This window comes from Pseudomonas sp. T8, from assembly GCF_024610635.1.
In the GTDB taxonomy this organism is placed as follows: domain Bacteria; phylum Pseudomonadota; class Gammaproteobacteria; order Pseudomonadales; family Pseudomonadaceae; genus Aquipseudomonas; species Aquipseudomonas chlororaphis_I.
Genome location: NZ_CP102374.1, coordinates 4,412,951 through 4,431,141, shown reverse-complemented (window position 1 = coordinate 4,431,141; position 18,191 = coordinate 4,412,951). Strand labels below are relative to the sequence as shown.

At 63.8% G+C, this 18,191-nt stretch carries 15 protein-coding genes; 9 read left to right on the top strand and 6 right to left on the bottom strand.

The genetic code is table 11. The annotated features are described in order from the left end of the window. Positions 1-75: 75 nt before the first annotated feature. The 5 genes from NRG23_RS19870 to NRG23_RS19850 all read right to left on the bottom strand — a co-directional run bounded on the left by NRG23_RS19870 (position 76) and on the right by NRG23_RS19850 (position 3,948). A complete protein-coding gene (locus NRG23_RS19870; RefSeq protein ID WP_009051609.1) occupies positions 76-612 on the bottom strand; it encodes a DUF3299 domain-containing protein in 537 nt (178 codons plus the stop codon). 86 nt (positions 613-698) lie between these two features. Then, positions 699-944 carry a GlsB/YeaQ/YmgE family stress response membrane protein gene (locus tag NRG23_RS19865; RefSeq protein WP_007928514.1) on the bottom strand — a complete coding sequence of 82 codons (246 nt, stop codon included), beginning with the start codon at positions 942-944 and terminating at the stop codon, positions 699-701. Between the two features lie 107 nt (positions 945-1,051). Then, positions 1,052-2,134: a 5-(carboxyamino)imidazole ribonucleotide synthase gene (locus tag NRG23_RS19860; protein ID WP_053270200.1), complete on the bottom strand. Its 1,083-nt coding sequence runs from the start codon at positions 2,132-2,134 to the stop codon at positions 1,052-1,054. A gap of 11 nt (positions 2,135-2,145) precedes the next feature. Beyond that, the gene (gene purE, locus NRG23_RS19855) at positions 2,146-2,637 is read right to left on the bottom strand and encodes a 5-(carboxyamino)imidazole ribonucleotide mutase (protein ID WP_009051611.1); all 492 of its coding nucleotides are present in this window, start codon (positions 2,635-2,637) and stop codon (positions 2,146-2,148) included. 393 nt (positions 2,638-3,030) lie between these two features. After that, a complete protein-coding gene (locus tag NRG23_RS19850) occupies positions 3,031-3,948 on the bottom strand; it encodes a LysR substrate-binding domain-containing protein (RefSeq protein WP_009041373.1) in 918 nt (305 codons plus the stop codon). A gap of 181 nt (positions 3,949-4,129) precedes the next feature. Here NRG23_RS19850 and aspA point away from each other — a divergent pair, with 181 nt between their 5' ends. The 9 genes from aspA (at position 4,130) to NRG23_RS19805 (ending at position 16,831) form a co-directional block, all read left to right on the top strand. Continuing rightward, positions 4,130-5,554 carry an aspartate ammonia-lyase gene (aspA, locus tag NRG23_RS19845; RefSeq protein ID WP_007928510.1) on the top strand — a complete coding sequence of 475 codons (1,425 nt, stop codon included), beginning with the start codon at positions 4,130-4,132 and terminating at the stop codon, positions 5,552-5,554. 197 nt (positions 5,555-5,751) lie between these two features. After that, positions 5,752-6,957: an ISL3 family transposase gene (locus NRG23_RS19840; protein ID WP_009047489.1), complete on the top strand. Its 1,206-nt coding sequence runs from the start codon at positions 5,752-5,754 to the stop codon at positions 6,955-6,957. A gap of 436 nt (positions 6,958-7,393) precedes the next feature. Further along, positions 7,394-8,119: a hypothetical protein gene (locus tag NRG23_RS19835; protein ID WP_096375812.1), complete on the top strand. Its 726-nt coding sequence runs from the start codon at positions 7,394-7,396 to the stop codon at positions 8,117-8,119. A gap of 678 nt (positions 8,120-8,797) precedes the next feature. Further along, positions 8,798-10,243, top strand: coding sequence for a sodium:alanine symporter family protein (locus NRG23_RS19830; protein ID WP_257371814.1), 1,446 nt, complete (start codon positions 8,798-8,800; stop codon positions 10,241-10,243). A 99-nt stretch (positions 10,244-10,342) separates the two neighbouring features. Further along, positions 10,343-11,347, top strand: coding sequence for an asparaginase (locus NRG23_RS19825; RefSeq protein ID WP_016704013.1), 1,005 nt, complete (start codon positions 10,343-10,345; stop codon positions 11,345-11,347). Positions 11,348-11,542: 195 nt separating this feature from the next. Further along, the gene (locus NRG23_RS19820; protein WP_009051615.1) at positions 11,543-12,535 is read left to right on the top strand and encodes an AraC family transcriptional regulator; all 993 of its coding nucleotides are present in this window, start codon (positions 11,543-11,545) and stop codon (positions 12,533-12,535) included. A gap of 71 nt (positions 12,536-12,606) precedes the next feature. Continuing rightward, entirely contained in the window at positions 12,607-14,523 is a 1,917-nt protein-coding gene (locus NRG23_RS19815) for an ankyrin repeat domain-containing protein (protein WP_009051616.1), read from the top strand. Positions 14,524-14,684: 161 nt separating this feature from the next. Beyond that, entirely contained in the window at positions 14,685-15,716 is a 1,032-nt protein-coding gene (locus NRG23_RS19810) for a histone deacetylase family protein (protein ID WP_016704011.1), read from the top strand. Between the two features lie 14 nt (positions 15,717-15,730). Then, positions 15,731-16,831, top strand: a complete 1,101-nt coding sequence (locus NRG23_RS19805; RefSeq protein ID WP_101284010.1) for a polyamine ABC transporter substrate-binding protein — start codon at positions 15,731-15,733, stop codon at positions 16,829-16,831. A 141-nt stretch (positions 16,832-16,972) separates the two neighbouring features. On the opposite strand, the gene NRG23_RS19800 is transcribed toward NRG23_RS19805, so the two are convergent. Further along, positions 16,973-18,184 carry a YeeE/YedE family protein gene (locus tag NRG23_RS19800; protein ID WP_257371813.1) on the bottom strand — a complete coding sequence of 404 codons (1,212 nt, stop codon included), beginning with the start codon at positions 18,182-18,184 and terminating at the stop codon, positions 16,973-16,975. Between the last annotated feature and the right edge of the window lie 7 nt (positions 18,185-18,191).

Here is an 18,191-nt window from a genome sequence, read left to right as displayed (position 1 = left end):
TGATTCAGTGAAACCGCGTAATCGTTGACGTCCATCGCGAGCAAGCTTCGCTCCTACAGAAGCAAGTATTGCGCCTTACAGATCCGACTCCTGCACCACCCGCACTTTCTGTGCATCCAGCGCATAGGCCGCGTCGGCCAGGTCGTTGCTGACCGTCTCGATCTTCAGGTGGCCGGTCACCCACAGCGGCGTGTAGATATCGTCCAGCTTCACGCCCTTGGGGAAACGCACCAGCACCAGCTGGTTGGGCGGCGGTGGCGGCACATGGATGCAGGCGCCCGGATAAGGCACGAGGAAAAACAGGGTGCTGCGCCCCTTGGCGTCGGACTCCAGCGGCACCGGATACCCCCCGATGCGGATGTCCTTGCCGTTCATGGCCGGCACGGTCTTGGTCGAATACATCACCGCCGGCAACCCCTTGCTCTGCTTCAGGCCGCCCTTTTCGGTAAAGGTGCCATTGGCTTCGGGGGAGTTGTGATCGATTTCCGGCATTTGCTCGAGGGCTTTCTGGTCCGACTTGGGCATCAGTTCGAGCCAATCGGTTTCCGGCAGTTCGCCGGCATGGGCCAGGCCTGAGCCCAGCAGAACAAGAGTCAACAGAAGACGGCGCATGGAGGAGCTCGGCAAGAAAGGGACAAGACAACGCCGGGCATTCTAGCCCTCTCTACCTGCGCAGCAGAGAGGGCTTTGTCGCTAAATCAGTTCTTTTTGACCAGGCCGTAGATCACCAGCAGCACGACCGCGCCAACCAGCGCGCCGATGAAGCCCGCGCCCTGGCCCGCCTGGTAGATGCCCAGGGCCTGGCCGCCGTAGGTGGCCGCCAGCGAACCGCCGATACCGAGCAGGATGGTCATGATCCAGCCCATGCTGTCATCGCCCGGTTTCAGGAAGCGAGCCAGCAGGCCAACGATCAAGCCGATAAAGATGGTTCCAATAATTCCCATGGCATTTCCCTCTGTATGAGTTAGGTATGCCAAAGCCTAGTTAGCGCATTGGCATCCTGCCATCAGAGAACGGCGGCCCCGATTGGTTCCACCGCAGCCCCAGGAAGTTATTCGGCGATCAGCGCTTCGACCTTGAGGATCTGCGCCTCGAGGGTCGCCTTGTCCTTGCAGCGCAAGTTGGCGTGACCGACCTTGCGCCCGACCTTGAAGGCCTTGCCGTAGTGATGCAGGTGGCAATCGTCGATGGCGATGACCTTCTCCACCGCCGGCACTTCGCCGATGAAGTTGATCATCGCGCTCTCGCCGACCTTGGCGGTCGAACCCAGCGGCAGGCCGGCGACGGCCCGCAGGTGGTTTTCGAACTGGCTGCACTCGGCGCCTTCGGTGGTCCAGTGCCCGGAGTTGTGCACCCGCGGCGCGATCTCGTTGGCCTTGAGGCCACCGTCGACTTCAAAGAACTCGAACGCCATCACACCGACGTAGTCCAGCTGCTTGAGCACGCGGCTGGAGTAGTCTTCGGCCAGGGCCTGCAGCGGGTGATTGCTGCTGGCCACGGACAGCTTGAGGATGCCGCTGTGGTGGGTGTTGTGCACCAGCGGGTAGAAGCGGGTTTCGCCATCGCGGGCGCGCACGGCGATCAGCGAGACTTCGCCGGTGAACGGCACGAAGCCCTCCAGCAGGCAGGCCACGCTGCCCAGCTCGGCAAAGGTGCCGACCACGTCTTCAGGGCCGCGCAGGACTTTCTGGCCCTTGCCGTCGTAACCCAGGGTGCGGGTTTTCAGCACGGCCGGCAGGCCGATGCTGGCCACGGCGGCTTCCAGGTCGGCTTGCGACTGGATGTCGGCGAACGCCGGGGTGGGAATCCCCAGGTCCTTGAACATGCTCTTCTCGAACCAGCGATCGCGAGCGATGCGCAGGGCTTCGGCGCTCGGGTAGACCGGGACGAACTGCGACAGGAAGGCCACGGTTTCCGCCGGCACGCTTTCGAACTCGAAGGTCACCAGGTCCACTTCGTCAGCCAGCTGGCGCAGGTGATCCTGATCGCCGTAATCGGCTCGCAGGTGTTCGCCCAGGGCAGCGGCACAGGCATCTGGCGCCGGGTCGAGGAAAGCGAAGTTCATCCCCAGCGGAGTGCCCGCCAGAGCCAACATGCGACCCAGCTGGCCGCCACCGATTACACCGATCTTCATCGTCAAAAACCTCAGGCGACGCGTGGGTCTGGATTGTCCAGGACGCTGTCTGTCTGCTCAGCGCGGAATTTTTTCAGCACGGTATGAAATTGCGGATGCTTGGCGCCGAGGATGCTCGCCGACAGCAGCGCGGCGTTGATCGCGCCGGCCTTGCCGATGGCCAGGGTGGCGACCGGAATGCCCGCGGGCATCTGCACGATGGAGAGCAGCGAGTCCACGCCCGAGAGCATCGACGACTGCACCGGAACGCCCAGCACCGGCAGGTGGGTCTTGGCCGCACACATGCCTGGCAGGTGGGCCGCGCCACCGGCACCGGCGATGATCACCTCGATGCCACGCGATTCGGCCTCTTCGGCGTACTGGAACAGCAGGTCCGGGGTGCGGTGGGCAGAGACCACTTTCACCTCGTAAGGGATGCCGAGCTTTTCCAGCATATCGGCGGTGTGGCTAAGGGTGGACCAATCGGACTTGGAGCCCATGATCACGCCAACCAGTGCACTCATCGTCGTGCCTCTTCTCTCTGGGCGCCCGCAGGCGCGTCAAAAAACAACAAGCCACGCAGAGTGCGTGGCTTGATTGTACGAATTATGGCCGGGCAAACCGGCCGAAGGCCGCGCAGTATACCGAAAAAGGCGAGTTAAACGCACTTTTGCCGACCATCTGTCATACATCATGTTTCAGGCGCAAAGCGGCGGTTTTATTGACTTCGGGGTCAGTCAGCATGGGCCAGGATCGTTGCCAGATTCCTGTAGCCGCTGCCGCAGGCTGCGATCGACGGCGAAGCCGGCGCAACGGAGGTATTCCCAATCCTTCAGACAGACCGCGTCGCCAGGTTTTGCGGCCCCTGCGACGGCGTGCCGCCCAGAGCGAGCGCAGCCTTCGGCAGCGGCTACAGGTCAGGTGTTGCCTGTGCCCTGCGCCGCGCCACCTTCCAGCTTGCGCCACAGCAACCGGACGTTGGCCTTGCGCACCAGGGCGCAGCGGTACAGGCGGATCTCCAGCGGCACATGCCATTGCGCGCCGCCGCAGACCACCAGTTCACCGCGGGCCAGTTCGGCACGCACGCTCAGGTGCGGCACCCAGGCAATCCCCAGGCCTTCCAGGGCCATGCTCTTGAGGCTGTCGGCCATGGCGGTTTCATAGACCGTGGTGAACCGCAGGTTGCGCTGGCGCAGCAGCTGGTTCACCGAACGCCCGAGAAACGCCCCGGCGCTGTACGCCAGCAGCGGCACGCTGGCCTCACCTTCCAGGTCGAACAACGGCTTGCCGGCGGCATCCGCCGCGCACACCGGCAGCATCTCGGTCTGCCCCAGGTGCAGCGAAGGAAAGATTTCCGGGTCCATCTGCATGGCCGAATCCGGGTCGTAGAAGGCCAGCATCAGGTCGCAGCCGCCTTCGCGCAGGGCATGCACGGCATCGCCGACGTTGGTCGCCACCAGCCGCGTGGCGATGTTCAAGCCTTCGTTACGCAGTTGGGCGATCCAGCGCGGGAAGAAGCCCAGGGCCAGGGAGTGCGCCGCCGCGACCTGCATCACTTCGCCCTGCCCGCCTTCGAGGTGATGCAAGTGCCGCAGCACTTCACCCAGTTGCTCGACCACCGTGCGCGCGGTCACCAGGAACAGCTGCCCCGCCGCCGTCAGTTCGATCGGCGTGCGCGAGCGGTTGACCAGGGTCAGCCCCAGCGCCGCTTCCAGGCTGCGGATCCGTCGGCTGAAGGCCGGCTGGGTCACGAAGCGCCGTTCGGCGGCCTGCGAGAAGCTGCGGGTGGCGGCCAGGGCACTGAAGTCCTCGAGCCATTTGCTTTCCAGATTCATCACGTCCTCCCGGGGATCGCACCATTTTAGGTCACACGCTTGCCATGCAAGCGGCGTCACATGGGCATTATGCCGTTTATGCATAGGCCAGTGTTTAACAGCATTGGCCCAAATTTTCCCACAGGCCTAGGATTCGCAGCGTTCCGGCACAGACCGGGTCCATATCGAGATGATTTCTATCATGTCCTCCGCTGCATCTTTCCGCACAGAAAAAGACCTGCTTGGCGTACTCGAAGTACCTGCTCAAGCGTATTACGGCATCCAGACCCTGCGAGCGGTGAACAACTTCCGCCTCTCCGGTGTTCCGATTTCGCACTACCCAAAACTGGTCGTGGCCCTGGCAATGGTCAAGCAGGCTGCTGCTGACGCCAACCGCGAACTGGGTCACCTGAGCGAAGCCAAGCACGCTGCCATCAGCGAAGCCTGTGCCCGTCTGATCCGCGGCGATTTCCACGAAGAATTCGTGGTGGACATGATTCAAGGCGGCGCTGGCACTTCGACCAACATGAATGCCAACGAAGTCATCGCCAACATCGCGCTGGAGGCCATGGGCCACAGCAAGGGCGAATACCAGTACCTGCACCCGAACAACGACGTGAATATGGCGCAGTCGACCAACGACGCCTACCCGACCGCGATCCGCCTGGGTCTGCTGCTGGGCCACGACGCGCTGCTGGCCAGCCTCGACAGCCTGATCCAGTCGTTCGCCGCCAAGGGTGAAGAATTCAGCCACGTCCTGAAGATGGGCCGTACCCAGCTGCAAGACGCCGTGCCAATGACCCTGGGCCAGGAGTTCCGTGCCTTCGCCACCACCCTGAGCGAAGACCTGGCCCGCCTGAAGACCCTGGCGCCAGAAGTGCTGACCGAAGTGAACCTGGGCGGTACCGCCATCGGTACCGGCATCAACGCCGACCCGCGTTACCAGGCCCTGGCCGTTCAGCGCCTGGCCACCATCAGCGGCCAGCCGCTGGTACCGGCCGCCGACCTGATCGAAGCCACCTCCGACATGGGCGCCTTCGTACTGTTCTCCGGCATGCTCAAGCGCACTGCGGTCAAGCTGTCGAAGATCTGCAACGACCTGCGCCTGCTGTCCAGCGGCCCACGCACCGGGATCAACGAAATCAACCTGCCAGCGCGTCAGCCAGGCAGCTCGATCATGCCCGGCAAGGTCAACCCGGTGATCCCGGAAGCGGTCAACCAGGTGGCGTTCCAGATCATCGGCAACGACCTGGCCCTGACCATCGCGGCCGAAGGCGGCCAGCTGCAACTGAACGTGATGGAGCCGCTGATCGCCTTCAAGATCTTCGACTCGATCCGCCTGCTGCAACGCGCCATGGACATGTTGCGCGAGCACTGCATCACCGGCATCACCGCCAACGAGCAGCGCTGCCGCGAACTGGTCGAGCACTCGATCGGCCTGGTCACCGCGCTGAACCCGTACATCGGCTATGAAAACGCCACCCGTATCGCCCGCATCGCCCTGGAAAGCGGCCGCGGCGTACTGGAACTGGTGCGTGAAGAAGGCTTGCTCGACGACGCCATGCTCGCCGACATCCTGCGCCCGGAAAACATGATTGCCCCGCGTCTGGTCCCGCTCAAAGCCTGACCAACGCCCGCCCTGGCCACAGGGCACCGCTCACCAGGTCGAGGGACTAGACACCTCTCACCTTTTGAGGGCTTGGAGTTCTTCTCCAGGCCCTTTTTTTTGGTTCTTCACGGAATTCCGGGAAACACAGAAACAAGAACGCCGATTTGATTGATGATGTTCGTGCGAGCAAACACATCTAAAAAACCGGCGTTCTTATGCACGATATTAATACTTTCCTTCCTTTTTGGGAGGGCTTTTCTGTCGTCACGATCAAGCCTGATGGCGATGCCCTACAGATCGATCTGACGCCCCACACCACCCGATTCCCTTCCTGTGGTGGATGCCAAAAGCCCTGCTCAACCACTCACGAGTATTGCGAGCGAGTCGTTCGTGATTTGCCCATTCTCGGCCGTGCAGTGCGCCTCAGCGTTTTGCTCAGACGTGTTGGCTGTCGTGACTGCGGCAAACGCATGGAGACTGTCAGTTGGCTGGATCGCTATGCCCGTATGACGCGCCGCTTGGCCGATGCGGTGATTCAAGCCTGCGAGCGCCTTCCCACGTTACACGTGGCTCAACTGTTTGGGTTGCATTGGGACACCGTTCGGCTGCTAGAGCGTCGCGCCTTGCAAACGGCATTGAGCGATCTGCCGAAGGCGCAACCACGGCGTCTGGTGATGGACGAGTTCGCTCTGTTCAAGGGCCATCGTTACGCCAGTGTGGTGCTGGATGCGGATACACGACGAGTGCTGTGGATCGGCGAAGGCCGCAGCCGTGCGGCGGTCAGGCCGTTCTTCGAAGAGTTGGGGCCAGAGGGTTGCGCTCGAATCGAAGCGGTGGCGATGGACATGAACACCGCCTTTGACCTGGAGGTTCGCCGGCACTGCCCCAAAGCGCGCGTGGTCTACGACCTCTTCCATGTGGTGGCCAAATATGGCCGAGAGGTGATTGATCGGGTCCGCGTTGACGAGGCTAATCGGCTACGCCACGACAAGCCTGCTCGTAAGGTCATCAAGCAAGCGCGATGGCTACTGCTACGCAATCCACAGAATCTGAAAACGCCGGAACAACAGGTTCACTTGCAGGATTTACTGGCGGCCAACCAGGCGTTGATGACGGTCTACTTGATGAAGGCTGAACTCAAAACGCTCTGGACGCCGAATACCGCTTGGAGCTGGAGATCGGCCTGGAAGCAATGGTTGCGCCATGCTCATGAAAGCGAAATACCGGCACTGATCCAGTTCGCCAAACGGCTAAAGAGTTACTGGCGGGGCATCGTCAGCCGCGTTCGCTGGCCGATGCACACCGGTCAGCTGGAAGGAATAAACAATCGCATAAAGGTCATCAAACGAATGGCGTACGGTTACCGGGATAGCGAATTCTTTTTCATGAAGATCAAGAGCGTCTTTCCCGGTATTCCGTGAAGAACCTTTTTTTTTGCCTGCTGGAAACGGCCTGCCGTTTTCCCACCGACGCTCTTCGCCCTTGAAATCGCCACGCCCGCTTCGTCGGAGTGCCGCCCAAGCCGATCGCAGCCTGCGGCAGCGGCTACACCAACGAACTTCATCAGCATTAAGATCGCCGCATCCCTCCGGCCGAGCATAGCCCGCAACACCATCGATCCTGGATCGACATTGGCCCGTAGCCGCTGCCGAGCCCGCGAGGCTGCGATCGCTCTGGGCGGCACTCCGTCGTAGGGGCCGCAAAACCTGACAGCACAATCTGCCTGGCAAACCGACTCAACGGTCTCTGCAGGCCATTTTCCTTACCTGGCAAACCACTCGCTTTAAACAAGCACACTCCTGCGACGCGGAGGATAATCGGCCTCCCGCCCAATCAGACACCGAGGCACCGCCGTCGATGGACCCGACGCAAATCCAGGCGATACAGCAACTGCGCAGCTTGATCCCCGTGGGCCTGCGCCATGCCCAGGCCTTGCTCGAACGCTGCGCAGGCAACCCCCAGCAGGCCGCCGAGCACTACAAGAACGAGCTGCTGCAAGTGCTGGCGAGCAAGTCCGGGCTGCCTCTGGAGCAAGCCCGGGAGCCGCTGCACAACGCCGGCTATGACCTGGGCCGCGCCTTGAGCGCGATTGAAGAAGCGCGCTTCACCCTGACCCAGCGCATCCTGCGCAAACATCACCGAGACAAGGGCCGGGCCCTGGACCTGATCGCCCAGGCCATAGAAGTCGCCGAGCAACTGCAACGACAGTACTGGCTGGCCTTCGAGCAGCTGGAACGACTGGCACCGGCGCCGCGCTGCTTCATGGTGCTCCACGAGTGGCTGGCCTTTGAGGGCTGGGAAGGCTTTGACAGCGCCCTGCACTTTCACCTGCCCCAGGCCATCGCCCAATTCAGGCACCTGCAGCTGGACGCCCTGGCGGACACCCTGGAACAGGCCGATCAGCGACAGAAACACCTGAGGGCGAGCCATGCCGGGAGCGAAAGCCCGAGCGCGCTGGCGGTGCGGGTCAATCAGGATCCGCTCTTCAACGGCTACCAGGACGCCTACAACCGCTACCGGCCGCAGCTCGACGAGCGCCTGTTCGAGTGGGTGGAACAGCATGTACCGCAGTTTCCAGCCTGAGCTGCGAGCGGCCGGGCTTTGCCCAAACCGCGAGATTGCCGCCCTCATCCGAACAGGGACATCGGATTCAGCCCCAGCTGCTGCCTCTCCAGTCCGCTACGTAATAGCTATGTAACTGTTACGTAATCGCTACGTAATCGATGCCAGACACAGGCTGTATGAACGGTATGTAACCGCTGCGTAGCCGCTGCCGAGCTTGCGAGGCTGCGATCGGTACCGCAGGGACCGTAATCCAGGCGCTGCAGTACATCGGCCAAATCGCACTGGCAGGTTTTGCAACCGCTTCGCAGACTCGCGACAGCCGCAAAGCGGCGCTTCACCAGCCCCACCGCGTCATCATTGACGCCCATCCCAGCCCACCGGCCGCGCCTGCGTAAAGCTCGCCAACGCGCTCCCACAAGAACCGATTCAGCCCCTTTCCCCGCCTGCCGTTCCTCGGCTCGACACGCAACATGCAGACGGCGGGCGCGCGCACCGGTATAGTGCGCCCCCTCTTCACGTGGGTAGCCGTCGGTAACGAGGCTCAACCTCACGGGGAACCCGAACTAATAACAACCCGCGAATTGGAACCGGGACGAACACTCGCCCCACCTGTCGTGCTGCCTGCGCGACGGTGTGTAACGCGATGTTTCGGACCATCCAGCTTCTGCCTTTACAAAAAACAGCGAGGAATACTCCATGCTCGAAGTCATCAACGACTTCCTCTCAGGGAAAGTACTGATCGTGCTCATTGTCGGGCTCGGTAGCTACTTCACGATCCGCTCGCGTTTCGTTCAATTGCGCCACTTCTTCCACATGTTCGCGGTGTTCCGCGACAGCCTCAAAGGCAGCGCCGGACAACTCAGCTCGTTCCAGGCCCTGATGCTCAGCCTTGCCGGCCGCGTCGGTGCAGGCAACATCGCCGGGGTCGGCATCGCCGTGACCCTCGGCGGTCCGGGTGCGGTGTTCTGGATGTGGGTGACTGCACTGGTCGGCATGTCCAGCAGCTTCTTCGAATGCACCCTGGCCCAGGTCTACAAGCGCGCCGATGGCGACGGCCTGTACCGTGGCGGCCCGGCTTACTACATCCAGCACGGCCTCAAGCTCAAAGGCATGGCGGTGGTGTTCTCGATCCTGCTGCTGGTCACCTACGGCTTCGCCTTCATCGGCCTGCAGTCCTACACCGTGACTCACTCGCTGCAGAACGCCTTTGCCTTCGACCCACGCCACACCGGTGTCGTCCTGGCAGTGCTGCTGGCCATCACCTTCATCGGCGGCATCAAGCGCATCGCCTCGGTGTCCGACCTGCTGGTACCGATCAAGACCCTGGCCTATATCGGCGTGACCCTGTACGTGATCGGCACCCAGATCGAACACGTGCCAGCCATGCTGGAAACCATCTTCAAGAGCGCCTTCGGTCTCGACCCGGCCTTCGGCGGCCTGCTCGGCAGCGCCATCGTCATGGGCGTGAAGCGTGGCGTGTTCGCCAACGAAGCGGGCCTGGGCAGTGCGCCGAACGTTGCCGCCGTGGCCGCCGTGAAGCACCCGGGCGCCCAGGGCGTGGTCCAGGCCTTCAGCGTGTTCCTCGATACCTTCGTGATCTGCACCTGCACCGCGTTGCTGATCCTGCTGTCGGGCTTCTACACCCCGGGCTTCGAAGGTGACGGCATCGTCCTGACCCAGAACTCGCTGGCCGCCGTGGTCGGTGACTGGGGCCGCATGTTCGTCAGCGTCGCGCTGTCGCTGTTCGTCTTCACCTGCATCCTCTACAACTACTATCTGGGCGAGAACAGCCTGCAGTTCCTCACCCGCAACCGCGCTGCGCTGATGACTTTCCGCGGCCTGGTGCTGGCGCTGGTGGTCTGGGGTTCGATGCAGGACCTTTCGACCGTGTTCGCCTTCGCCGACATCACCATGACCTGCCTGGCCTTCGTCAACCTGGTGGCCCTGGCCATGCTGTTCAAGGTCGGCCTGCGCGTAATGCGCGACTACGACAAGCAGCGCCGCGCCGGCGTCGACCAGCCTGTGTTCGACTCCAGCAAATTTCCCGATCTGGACCTGGACCTGAAGGCCTGGCCGACCAGCCCGTCGGTTGCTGTCAAGGCTGACGCTCAGCCGCAAGGCATTCCCGCAGCGCAACGCTGATCGGGTAAAAACCGGGCGCATGTCTTGCGCCCGACGTGACACTCCCTGCGGTCGGCGTCATGCTCGACCGCACGCTGTCATCGTTCCGGAGACTCCCCAATGAATGCCAACACCTATCCTGCCGCGCAGAACGTCATGGTGCTCTACACCGGCGGCACCATCGGCATGCAGGCCAGCGCCCATGGCCTGGCCCCGGCCTCGGGTTTCGAGGCGCGGATGCGCGACTACCTGCACAGCCAGCCCGAGCTGGTGGTGCCCAACTGGCGCTTTCGCGAGATGGCGCCGCTGATCGACAGCGCCAACATGACCCCCGCCTACTGGCAGCGCCTGCGCGAAGCCGTGGTCGATGCGGTCGACGTGCAGGGCTGCGACAGCGTGCTGATCCTGCACGGCACCGACACCCTGGCCTACAGCGCCGCGGCCATGAGCTTCCAGCTGCTGGGCCTGCATGCCCGCGTGGTGTTCACCGGCTCGATGCTGCCGGCCGGCGTGACCGACAGTGATGCCTGGGAAAACCTCGGCGGCGCGCTGGTCGCCCTCGGCCAGGGCCTGGCCCCGGGCGTGCACCTGTACTTCCACGGCGAACTGCTGGCGCCGACCCGTTGCGCGAAAATCCGCAGCTTCGGCCGTCATCCGTTCGCGGCGTTGCAGCGCCAGGGCGGCGCAGCCAAGGCAACGTCGATTCCGCCGCAGCTGGATTACCGCCAGGGCAAGCAACTGGCCAGGGTCGGCGTATTGCCGCTAGTGCCCGGCATCGCCGCCGAACAGCTCGACGCCCTACTGGGCAGCGGCCTCCAGGCGCTGGTACTGGAGTGCTTCGGCAGCGGCACCGGGCCGAGCGACAACCCGCAGTTCCTGGCCAGCCTGCAACGCGCTCGGGAACAGGGCATCGTGGTCGTGGCCATCACCCAATGCCATGAAGGCGGCGTGGAGCTGGACATCTACGAAGCCGGCAGCCGCCTGCGCGGCGTCGGCGTACTGTCCGGCGGCGGCATGACCCGCGAAGCGGCGTTCGGCAAGCTCAACGCCCTGCTCGGCGCCGGCCTGGACACCGCCGAAGTGCGGCGCCTGGTGGAGCTGGACCTGTGCGGTGAGCTGAGCTGACAACGCGTCATCGTTCACCGTAATCGCGAGCAAGCTCGCTCCTACAGAAGCTCCACAGCCCTTTGTAGGAGCGAGCTTGCTCGCGATAGCCGCAACGCGGCGATCCAACAACCGCCCCACACCATCATTGGCGTTCGCCGCAGGCGCGGCATACAAATTGCTCCGTTTTCAGCATCCCCCGGGCTGGAAACGGACATGCTGCATTCCCACCTCACCACCCTCAACGCCGTCTCGCTGGTGCTCAATACCTTCAAGGACCAGGGCCAGGACAGCGAAGCGCTGCTGGCTGGCAGCGGCATCAACGCCGCCGACCTGAGCCGCGCCGACACCCGCATCACCACCAACCAGGAAATGCTGGTGTGCGCCAACGCCGTGGCCCTGCAACGGGATATCGGCCTGGAGCTGGGCCGGCGCATGCACGTTTCCAGCTATGGCATGCTCGGTTATGCCCTGCTCACCAGTGCCACCTTAGGTGACGCTTTACGCCTGGCGCTGCGTTATCCGGCGCTGTTGGGAACACTTTTCGAGCTGAGCCTGGAAGCGGACGGCGAGCTGATCTGGCTGACCGCCGCGGATTACCGCGAGAACCCGGCGCTGGCGACCTTCAATATCGAGTTCTGCCTGGTGTCGCTGAAGGTCATCTGCGACGACCTGCTGGGCCATCCGCTGCCCTTGCGCGGCGCCCGCTTCGACTACCCCGCGCCCGATTACCAGAGCCGCTACGCCGAGCGCTTCGACTGCCCGCTGCAATTCGATGCGGTCTCCAATGCCTTCGCCTTCGACCGGCGCTGGCTCGAGCAGCCGCTGCCCCTGGCGGACGCCATCACCCACCAGGCCATGGCCGAACGCTGCCGCAAGCAGAACACCGAATTCACCGGGCGCCAGGCCTGGCTGGGACGCATCCGCCAGCTGCTGGCGGCGCAACTGGACGCCGCGCCGGGCCTGGAAGGCCTGGCCGAACAGATGAACTGCTCGGCCCGCACCCTGCGCCGGCACCTCAAGGACCTGGGTTGCAGCTATCAGGAACTGCTCGACGAGCTGCGCTTCGAGCGGGCCAAGCAAATGCTCTGCGAGGACGACCTGCCGATCTACCGCATCGCCGAGGCCCTGGGCTTCAGCGAAACCGCAAGCTTCCGCCATGCCTTCGTGCGCTGGAGCGGCGTCGCCCCCAGCCAGTTCCGGCCCTGACACAAACCCCGGCATAAAGCCGCCGATTGCATTACATTGCCGGCCTTTCATACCGGCAAGGGACTGCAATCTTGAAACTCTTCACAGGCGCCGCTGCCAGGCACAACCGCTTTTACGGGATCTGCCTGACGCTGCTGATGCTCGCTGTCGCACCCGCCGCCCAGGCATTCGACCTGGACCTGGCCAAGATCAAATGGTGGCAAGTCTCCCGCGGCATTGTCCTGGACGAACCGGAAACCGCCACCCTGCAGATCAAGCCGTTCCCCCTGCCCGGCCTTGCGCAACTTCCGGCGCGGATCGTGCTCAGCCAGTACCGCGGGCTGTTTTATCTCAACGCCTATCAGGACGCGCAGTACCAGCAGCGCATCTACAAATCGCCGCCCTTGCCGCTGTTCAGCCCCGAGGAACTGCGGGCCTGCGTCTCGCCGGACGACCCGATCCAGGTCTCGGACAACTGGCCGCCCAGCAATCAACTCGAAGTCGGGCTGAGCCTGACGCCCTTGAGCTTCAACTGCATCAGCCCGGACTGGCAGCTCAGCCAACGTTATCTGTTGATCGACCAACGTTATCCACAACAGCCGATGCTGGCCATCAGTCACCGCCGCGACCTGACCCAGATGGACTTCACCCCATTGCAACCGATCGGTAGCGAGATCGAGCAACAGTGGTTGTATGCCCTGCAGCGCTTTCCCCAGTGGTTCCGCCCCTTCAGCAGCGGTACGGGGCCGATCACCTTCAATGCCTATTCGCCACCGGCCACGGCGGACGACGTCTGGACCCAGTTCCGCGAGCTCCACGAGCAACTGCGCAAAGCCAAGGACAAGGCGCCGGGCATCCGCCAGGTGGAAGGTTTCTTCGCCGCCCAGGACTTTCGCACCATTGCCCAGGACCACAGCGAGTACCCAGGCCTGCTCAACGATATCGCCTACTGGACCAGCGAGGCCGGCCAGTTGAAAACCGCCCGCCCCTGGCTGCTGGAGGTGCTGCGCCGGGAACCCGGGCGCATGCCGACCTACCTCAACCTGGCCGACCTGGACTGGGCCCAGTTCGAACAACGACCGCTGGACAACATCCACCAGGGCCGCGCCATCGAACGCTATCGGCTGTATTGCGGCATGCGCCTGCAACGCCAATTGAGCGTGCCGCCGCGCATATTGCAGCGTTTGGGCCTGAAGTCCGCCAACCCACAGGCGTGCCAGGGCTTCTGGCCGCTGGTGGCCGCCGTGGACGCAGGCGACGAAGCCGAAGTCCGGCGCTTGCTGGCCGGTGGCGTCAGCGGCGAAGTCATGGCCGATGACGGGCGCAGCGCGCTGCTGCACGCCCTGGACGCGCCAAACCTGGAGATCGCCCGACTGCTGCTGGCCCACGGCGCCCATACCAGCGGCCAGTACAAATGGACCACCCTGGCCCTGCAGGCCATGGAGCGCGACCTCAAGGACAGCCCCGACCTGAACCAGGGCGGGCGCCTGAAGTTCCTGCTGGAAGCCGGCGTCGCCATCGACGAGCAAAACAGCCGGGGCTACACCCCGCTGATGCAACTGGCCGAGCAGCAACGCAACCTCGAAGGCTTCGCCTGGCTGCTGCAACACCCGCAGAACCTCGAACTGCGGACCGTGAATGACAACGAAACCGCACTGTACCGGGCCTTCTGGGGCAACAATTACGCGGCCATGAGGCTGCTGATAGATGCCGGCGCCAACCTCAACCTGAGCTACGGTCGTGGCACCTGCCATGACCAGCCCATGGGCCAGAGCCTGCTGATGTTCGTCGCCGACAAGATCTCCGCCGACGACAAGTCGCCCACTGTCAGCCAGCAGGAGACCCTGGACATGTTCACCCTGCTGCTGGAAAAAGGCGCCGATCCCGATGTCGGCCAGCGTTGCGAGAAAAAGGGTCGCGTCCTGCTGTTGGATATCATTGCCCGGAAAAAACGCGAGGACATGCTCCAGGTGCTGCAGCGCTTCATTCAAGTACCGTCCGCAAGCTGAACCCGCTGGCGCCCCGCAATGGGGCGCCGTGCTGCTTCAAGGGGCGAATTGCGGACACAGGTTTTGGCCATATCGATCCCCTTTTGGCCGCTCCTGCCGTTCTCCAAAAGGCCCGGCGCCGCAAGACTGTGAGCACCGAACCAGCCTGCGGAGAATAAGAAATGCTGACGATCTACTCGGACGATCACCACCTGCACCACGGCCGCTGCGAACTGATCGACGGGCAACTGATGCCCTGCTTCGAAATGCCGTCGCGCGCCGACCACGTGCTGGACCGCGTGAAATATCGCAACCTGGGCCCGGTCGAGGCGCCCAGGGACTTCGGCCTGGGGCCGATCGAACGCATCCACAGCCGCGCCTACCTGGACTTCTTCAAGGGCGCCTGGGACCGCTGGGCGGCCCAGGGCATCGACGGCGACCTGCTGCCCTACACCTGGCCGGCGCGCACCCTGCGCAGCGTGATCCCCACCAGCCTGCACGGCCAGCTCGGCTACTACAGCTTCGACGGCGGCGCGCCGATCACCGCCGGCACCTGGCAGGCGGCCTACAGCGCCGCGCAAGTCGCCCTGACCGCCCAGGCGGTGATCCAGCGCGGCGCGCGCAGTGCCTTCGCCCTGTGCCGTCCACCGGGACACCACGCCGCCGGCGACCTGATGGGCGGCTACTGCTACCTGAACAACGCGGCCATCGCCGCCCAGGCCTTCCTCGACCAGGGCCACAAGAAGGTCGCGATCCTCGACGTCGATTACCACCACGGCAACGGCACCCAGTCGATTTTCTACGCGCGCAACGACGTGCTGTTCACCTCGATCCATGGCCACCCGGAAGCCGAATTCCCGTTCTTCCTGGGCTATGCGGACGAGCTCGGCGAAGGCGAAGGCGTTGGCTTCAACTTCAACTACCCGTTGCCCGCCGGCAGCGGCTGGGACAGCTGGAGCGCGGCGCTGGAACAGGCCTGTGAGGAAATCCGCCGTTATGGCGCCGACATCGTGGTGGTGTCGCTGGGTGTGGACACCTTCAAGGACGACCCGATCTCGCAGTTCAAGCTCGACAGCCCGGACTACCTGGCCATGGGGCAACGCATTGCCGCCCTGGGCACGCCGACGCTGTTCGTCATGGAAGGCGGTTATGCGGTGGAAGAAATCGGCATCAATGCCGTGAACGTTCTCGAAGGCTTTCAAAGCGCCCAGTGAAGGAAACCCGCAACATGAACAGGCTCAAAAGCTACATCGCGCCCGCGCTCTGCGCGGCGCTGCTGGGCGGTGCCGCACAGGCCGAAGAACGCACCCTGCGCGTCTACAACTGGTTCGACTACATCACCCCCAAGGCCCTGGAAGACTTCAAGGCCGAGAACAGCCAGGTCAAGCTGGTCTACGACATCTTCGACACCAACGAGGCGCTGGAGGCCAAGCTGCTGACCGGCAACTCCGGCTACGACGTGGTGGTGCCGTCCAACGTGTTCCTCGCCAAGCAGATCGAGGCCGGGGTGTTCCAGCCGCTGGACCGTAGCAAGTTGCCGAACTGGAACCACCTCGATCCCAAGCTGATGAAGCTGATCGAAGCCAACGACCCGGGCAATAAGTTCGCCGTGCCCTACATGTACGGCACCATCCTGATCGGCTTCAACCCGGCCAAGGTCAAGGCCGCCCTCGGCGAGAACGCGCCGGTGGACAGCTGGGACCTGATCTTCAAGGAAGAGAACATCAGCAAGCTCAAGCAATGCGGCGTGGCCCTGCTCGACTCGCCGTCGGAGATCCTGCCGCTGGCCCTGCAGCACCTGGGCCTGGACCCCAACAGCAAGCAGCCGGCGGACTACGCCAAGGCCGAAGCGCTGCTGCTGAAGATCCGCCCCTACGTCACCTACTTCCATTCGTCCAAGTACATGGCCGACATCGCCAACGGCGACATCTGCGTGGCGGTGGGGTATTCCGGCAGCTTCTCCCAGGCCGCCAACCGCGCCAAGGAAGCCAAGAACGGGGTGGTGGTGGACATGCGCCTGCCCAAGGAAGGGGCGCCGATCTGGTTCGACATGCTGGCGATCCCCAAAGGCGCGAAGAACCCGGACGATGCCTACACCTTCATCAACTACCTGCTGCAACCCAAGGTAATCGCCCCGGTCAGCGACTTCGTCGGCTACCCGAACCCGAACAAGGACGCCACCGAGCGGGTCGATCCGGCGATCCGCAACAACCCCAACCTGTACCCGACCGACGCGGCGATGAGCACGCTGTACACCTTGCAGCCGCTACCCCGCGACGCGGAACGGGCACGGACCCGGGCCTGGACCAAGATCAAGGCCGGGACCTGATCGCCCGGCGCCTGTCTGTAGGAGCGGCCGGTCGACGCTCGATTGCCCGCGATGAACGATAACGCGGTGTGGCCGATACACCGCGGTGTCCCTATCGCGGGCAAGCCTCGCTCCTACAGAAGCTAGAAGCTCAAGGTCGATTCAACACCCCGTCAGCCCTTGCGGCTGGCGTTCCTCGGCAAAGAACCACGGCCGCAGGCGCACGCCCACGCCGTTGCCGATAAAGGCCGCCACCAGCCACAACCAGCCGTGCAGGCTGCCGGAGGCGATGCCGCTGAAGTAGGCGCCGATGTTGCAACCGTAGGCCAGGCGCGAACCGTAGCCCAGCAGCAAACCACCGATCACCGCCGCCACCAGCGAACGCGCAGGAATCTTCAGGCTCGGCGCGAAACGTCCGGCCAGGCCCGCCGCCAGCAAGGCGCCGAAGACGATACCGATATCCATCACACTGGTGATGTCCTGCCACACCGGCGCGGCCAGGGCCTTGGCGTTCGCCGCGCCCTGCCAGAACACCCAGCTGCCGACATCCACCCCCAGCCCGCTGGCGACCTTGGCGCCCCACAGGGCAAACGCCGAGGTGATGCCCCAGGGCCGTCCGGCCAGGGCCAGGGTAGCGAAGTTCAGCAAGGCCAGGGCGACCGCGCCCCACACCAGCGGCCAGGGCCCGCGTAGCACGCGGCGCCAGCCTTGGTACGCACTGTCGACCGGTGCTTCCAGCGCGCCGTGGCGGTTCTTTTCCAGGCGCACCGTGACCAGGGCAATCAAGGCGAAAAGACCCAGGCTGAGCCCCAATGCCGGCGCCACACCGAAGCGCTGCACGATGGAAACCGGCGGCAGCGACGGCAAGGCGAACCACCAGTCCACATGCTGGGTGGCGATCAGCGAACCGCAGATGAAAAACAGCAGGGTCACCAGCATCCGTGCGTTACCGCCGCCCACGGTAAACAGCGTGCCGGACGCACAACCGCCGCCCAGCTGCATGCCGATACCGAAGATGAACGCGCCGACAATCACCGAGACCCCGGCCGGCGCCACCAGCCCCGTGACCGGCGAACCAAACAGAGTCCCTGCGCCCAGGGCCGGGAAGAACAGCAGCACCGCCAGCGCCAGCATGACCATCTGCGCCCGCAGGCCGGCGCCGCGACGATCGCGGATGAACACCCGCCAGGCCGAAGTGAAACCAAAGGCCGCGTGATACAGGGTCAGGCCCAGGGCCGCGCCCAGCAGCAACAGCCACACCTGGCGCGAGCCGACCTGGGCCTGCAGGAATACAGCGCCGGCCAGCAGCGAGATCAAAGCGAACAAGGGCGCACCGAACTTGCGTTCGGGCACCGCGGAAAGAGTCAGGCTCATAAGGGTT

Excerpts from the sequence above, each read along its gene's own strand:
- NRG23_RS19830 (WP_257371814.1), top strand. The coding sequence starts at position 8,798 with ATGCTCGAAGTCATCAACGACTTCCTCTCAGGGAAAGTACTGATCGTG.
- NRG23_RS19820 (WP_009051615.1), top strand. The coding sequence starts at position 11,543 with ATGCTGCATTCCCACCTCACCACCCTCAACGCCGTCTCGCTGGTGCTC.
- NRG23_RS19870 (WP_009051609.1), bottom strand. The coding sequence starts at position 612 with ATGCGCCGTCTTCTGTTGACTCTTGTTCTGCTGGGCTCAGGCCTGGCC.
- NRG23_RS19805 (WP_101284010.1), top strand. The coding sequence starts at position 15,731 with ATGAACAGGCTCAAAAGCTACATCGCGCCCGCGCTCTGCGCGGCGCTG.
- NRG23_RS19810 (WP_016704011.1), top strand. The coding sequence starts at position 14,685 with ATGCTGACGATCTACTCGGACGATCACCACCTGCACCACGGCCGCTGC.
- NRG23_RS19865 (WP_007928514.1), bottom strand. The coding sequence starts at position 944 with ATGGGAATTATTGGAACCATCTTTATCGGCTTGATCGTTGGCCTGCTG.
- NRG23_RS19835 (WP_096375812.1), top strand. The coding sequence starts at position 7,394 with ATGGACCCGACGCAAATCCAGGCGATACAGCAACTGCGCAGCTTGATC.
- purE (WP_009051611.1), bottom strand. The coding sequence starts at position 2,637 with ATGAGTGCACTGGTTGGCGTGATCATGGGCTCCAAGTCCGATTGGTCC.
- NRG23_RS19850 (WP_009041373.1), bottom strand. The coding sequence starts at position 3,948 with ATGAATCTGGAAAGCAAATGGCTCGAGGACTTCAGTGCCCTGGCCGCC.
- NRG23_RS19840 (WP_009047489.1), top strand. The coding sequence starts at position 5,752 with ATGCACGATATTAATACTTTCCTTCCTTTTTGGGAGGGCTTTTCTGTC.
- aspA (WP_007928510.1), top strand. The coding sequence starts at position 4,130 with ATGTCCTCCGCTGCATCTTTCCGCACAGAAAAAGACCTGCTTGGCGTA.
- NRG23_RS19800 (WP_257371813.1), bottom strand. The coding sequence starts at position 18,184 with ATGAGCCTGACTCTTTCCGCGGTGCCCGAACGCAAGTTCGGTGCGCCC.
- NRG23_RS19825 (WP_016704013.1), top strand. The coding sequence starts at position 10,343 with ATGAATGCCAACACCTATCCTGCCGCGCAGAACGTCATGGTGCTCTAC.
- NRG23_RS19860 (WP_053270200.1), bottom strand. The coding sequence starts at position 2,134 with ATGAAGATCGGTGTAATCGGTGGCGGCCAGCTGGGTCGCATGTTGGCT.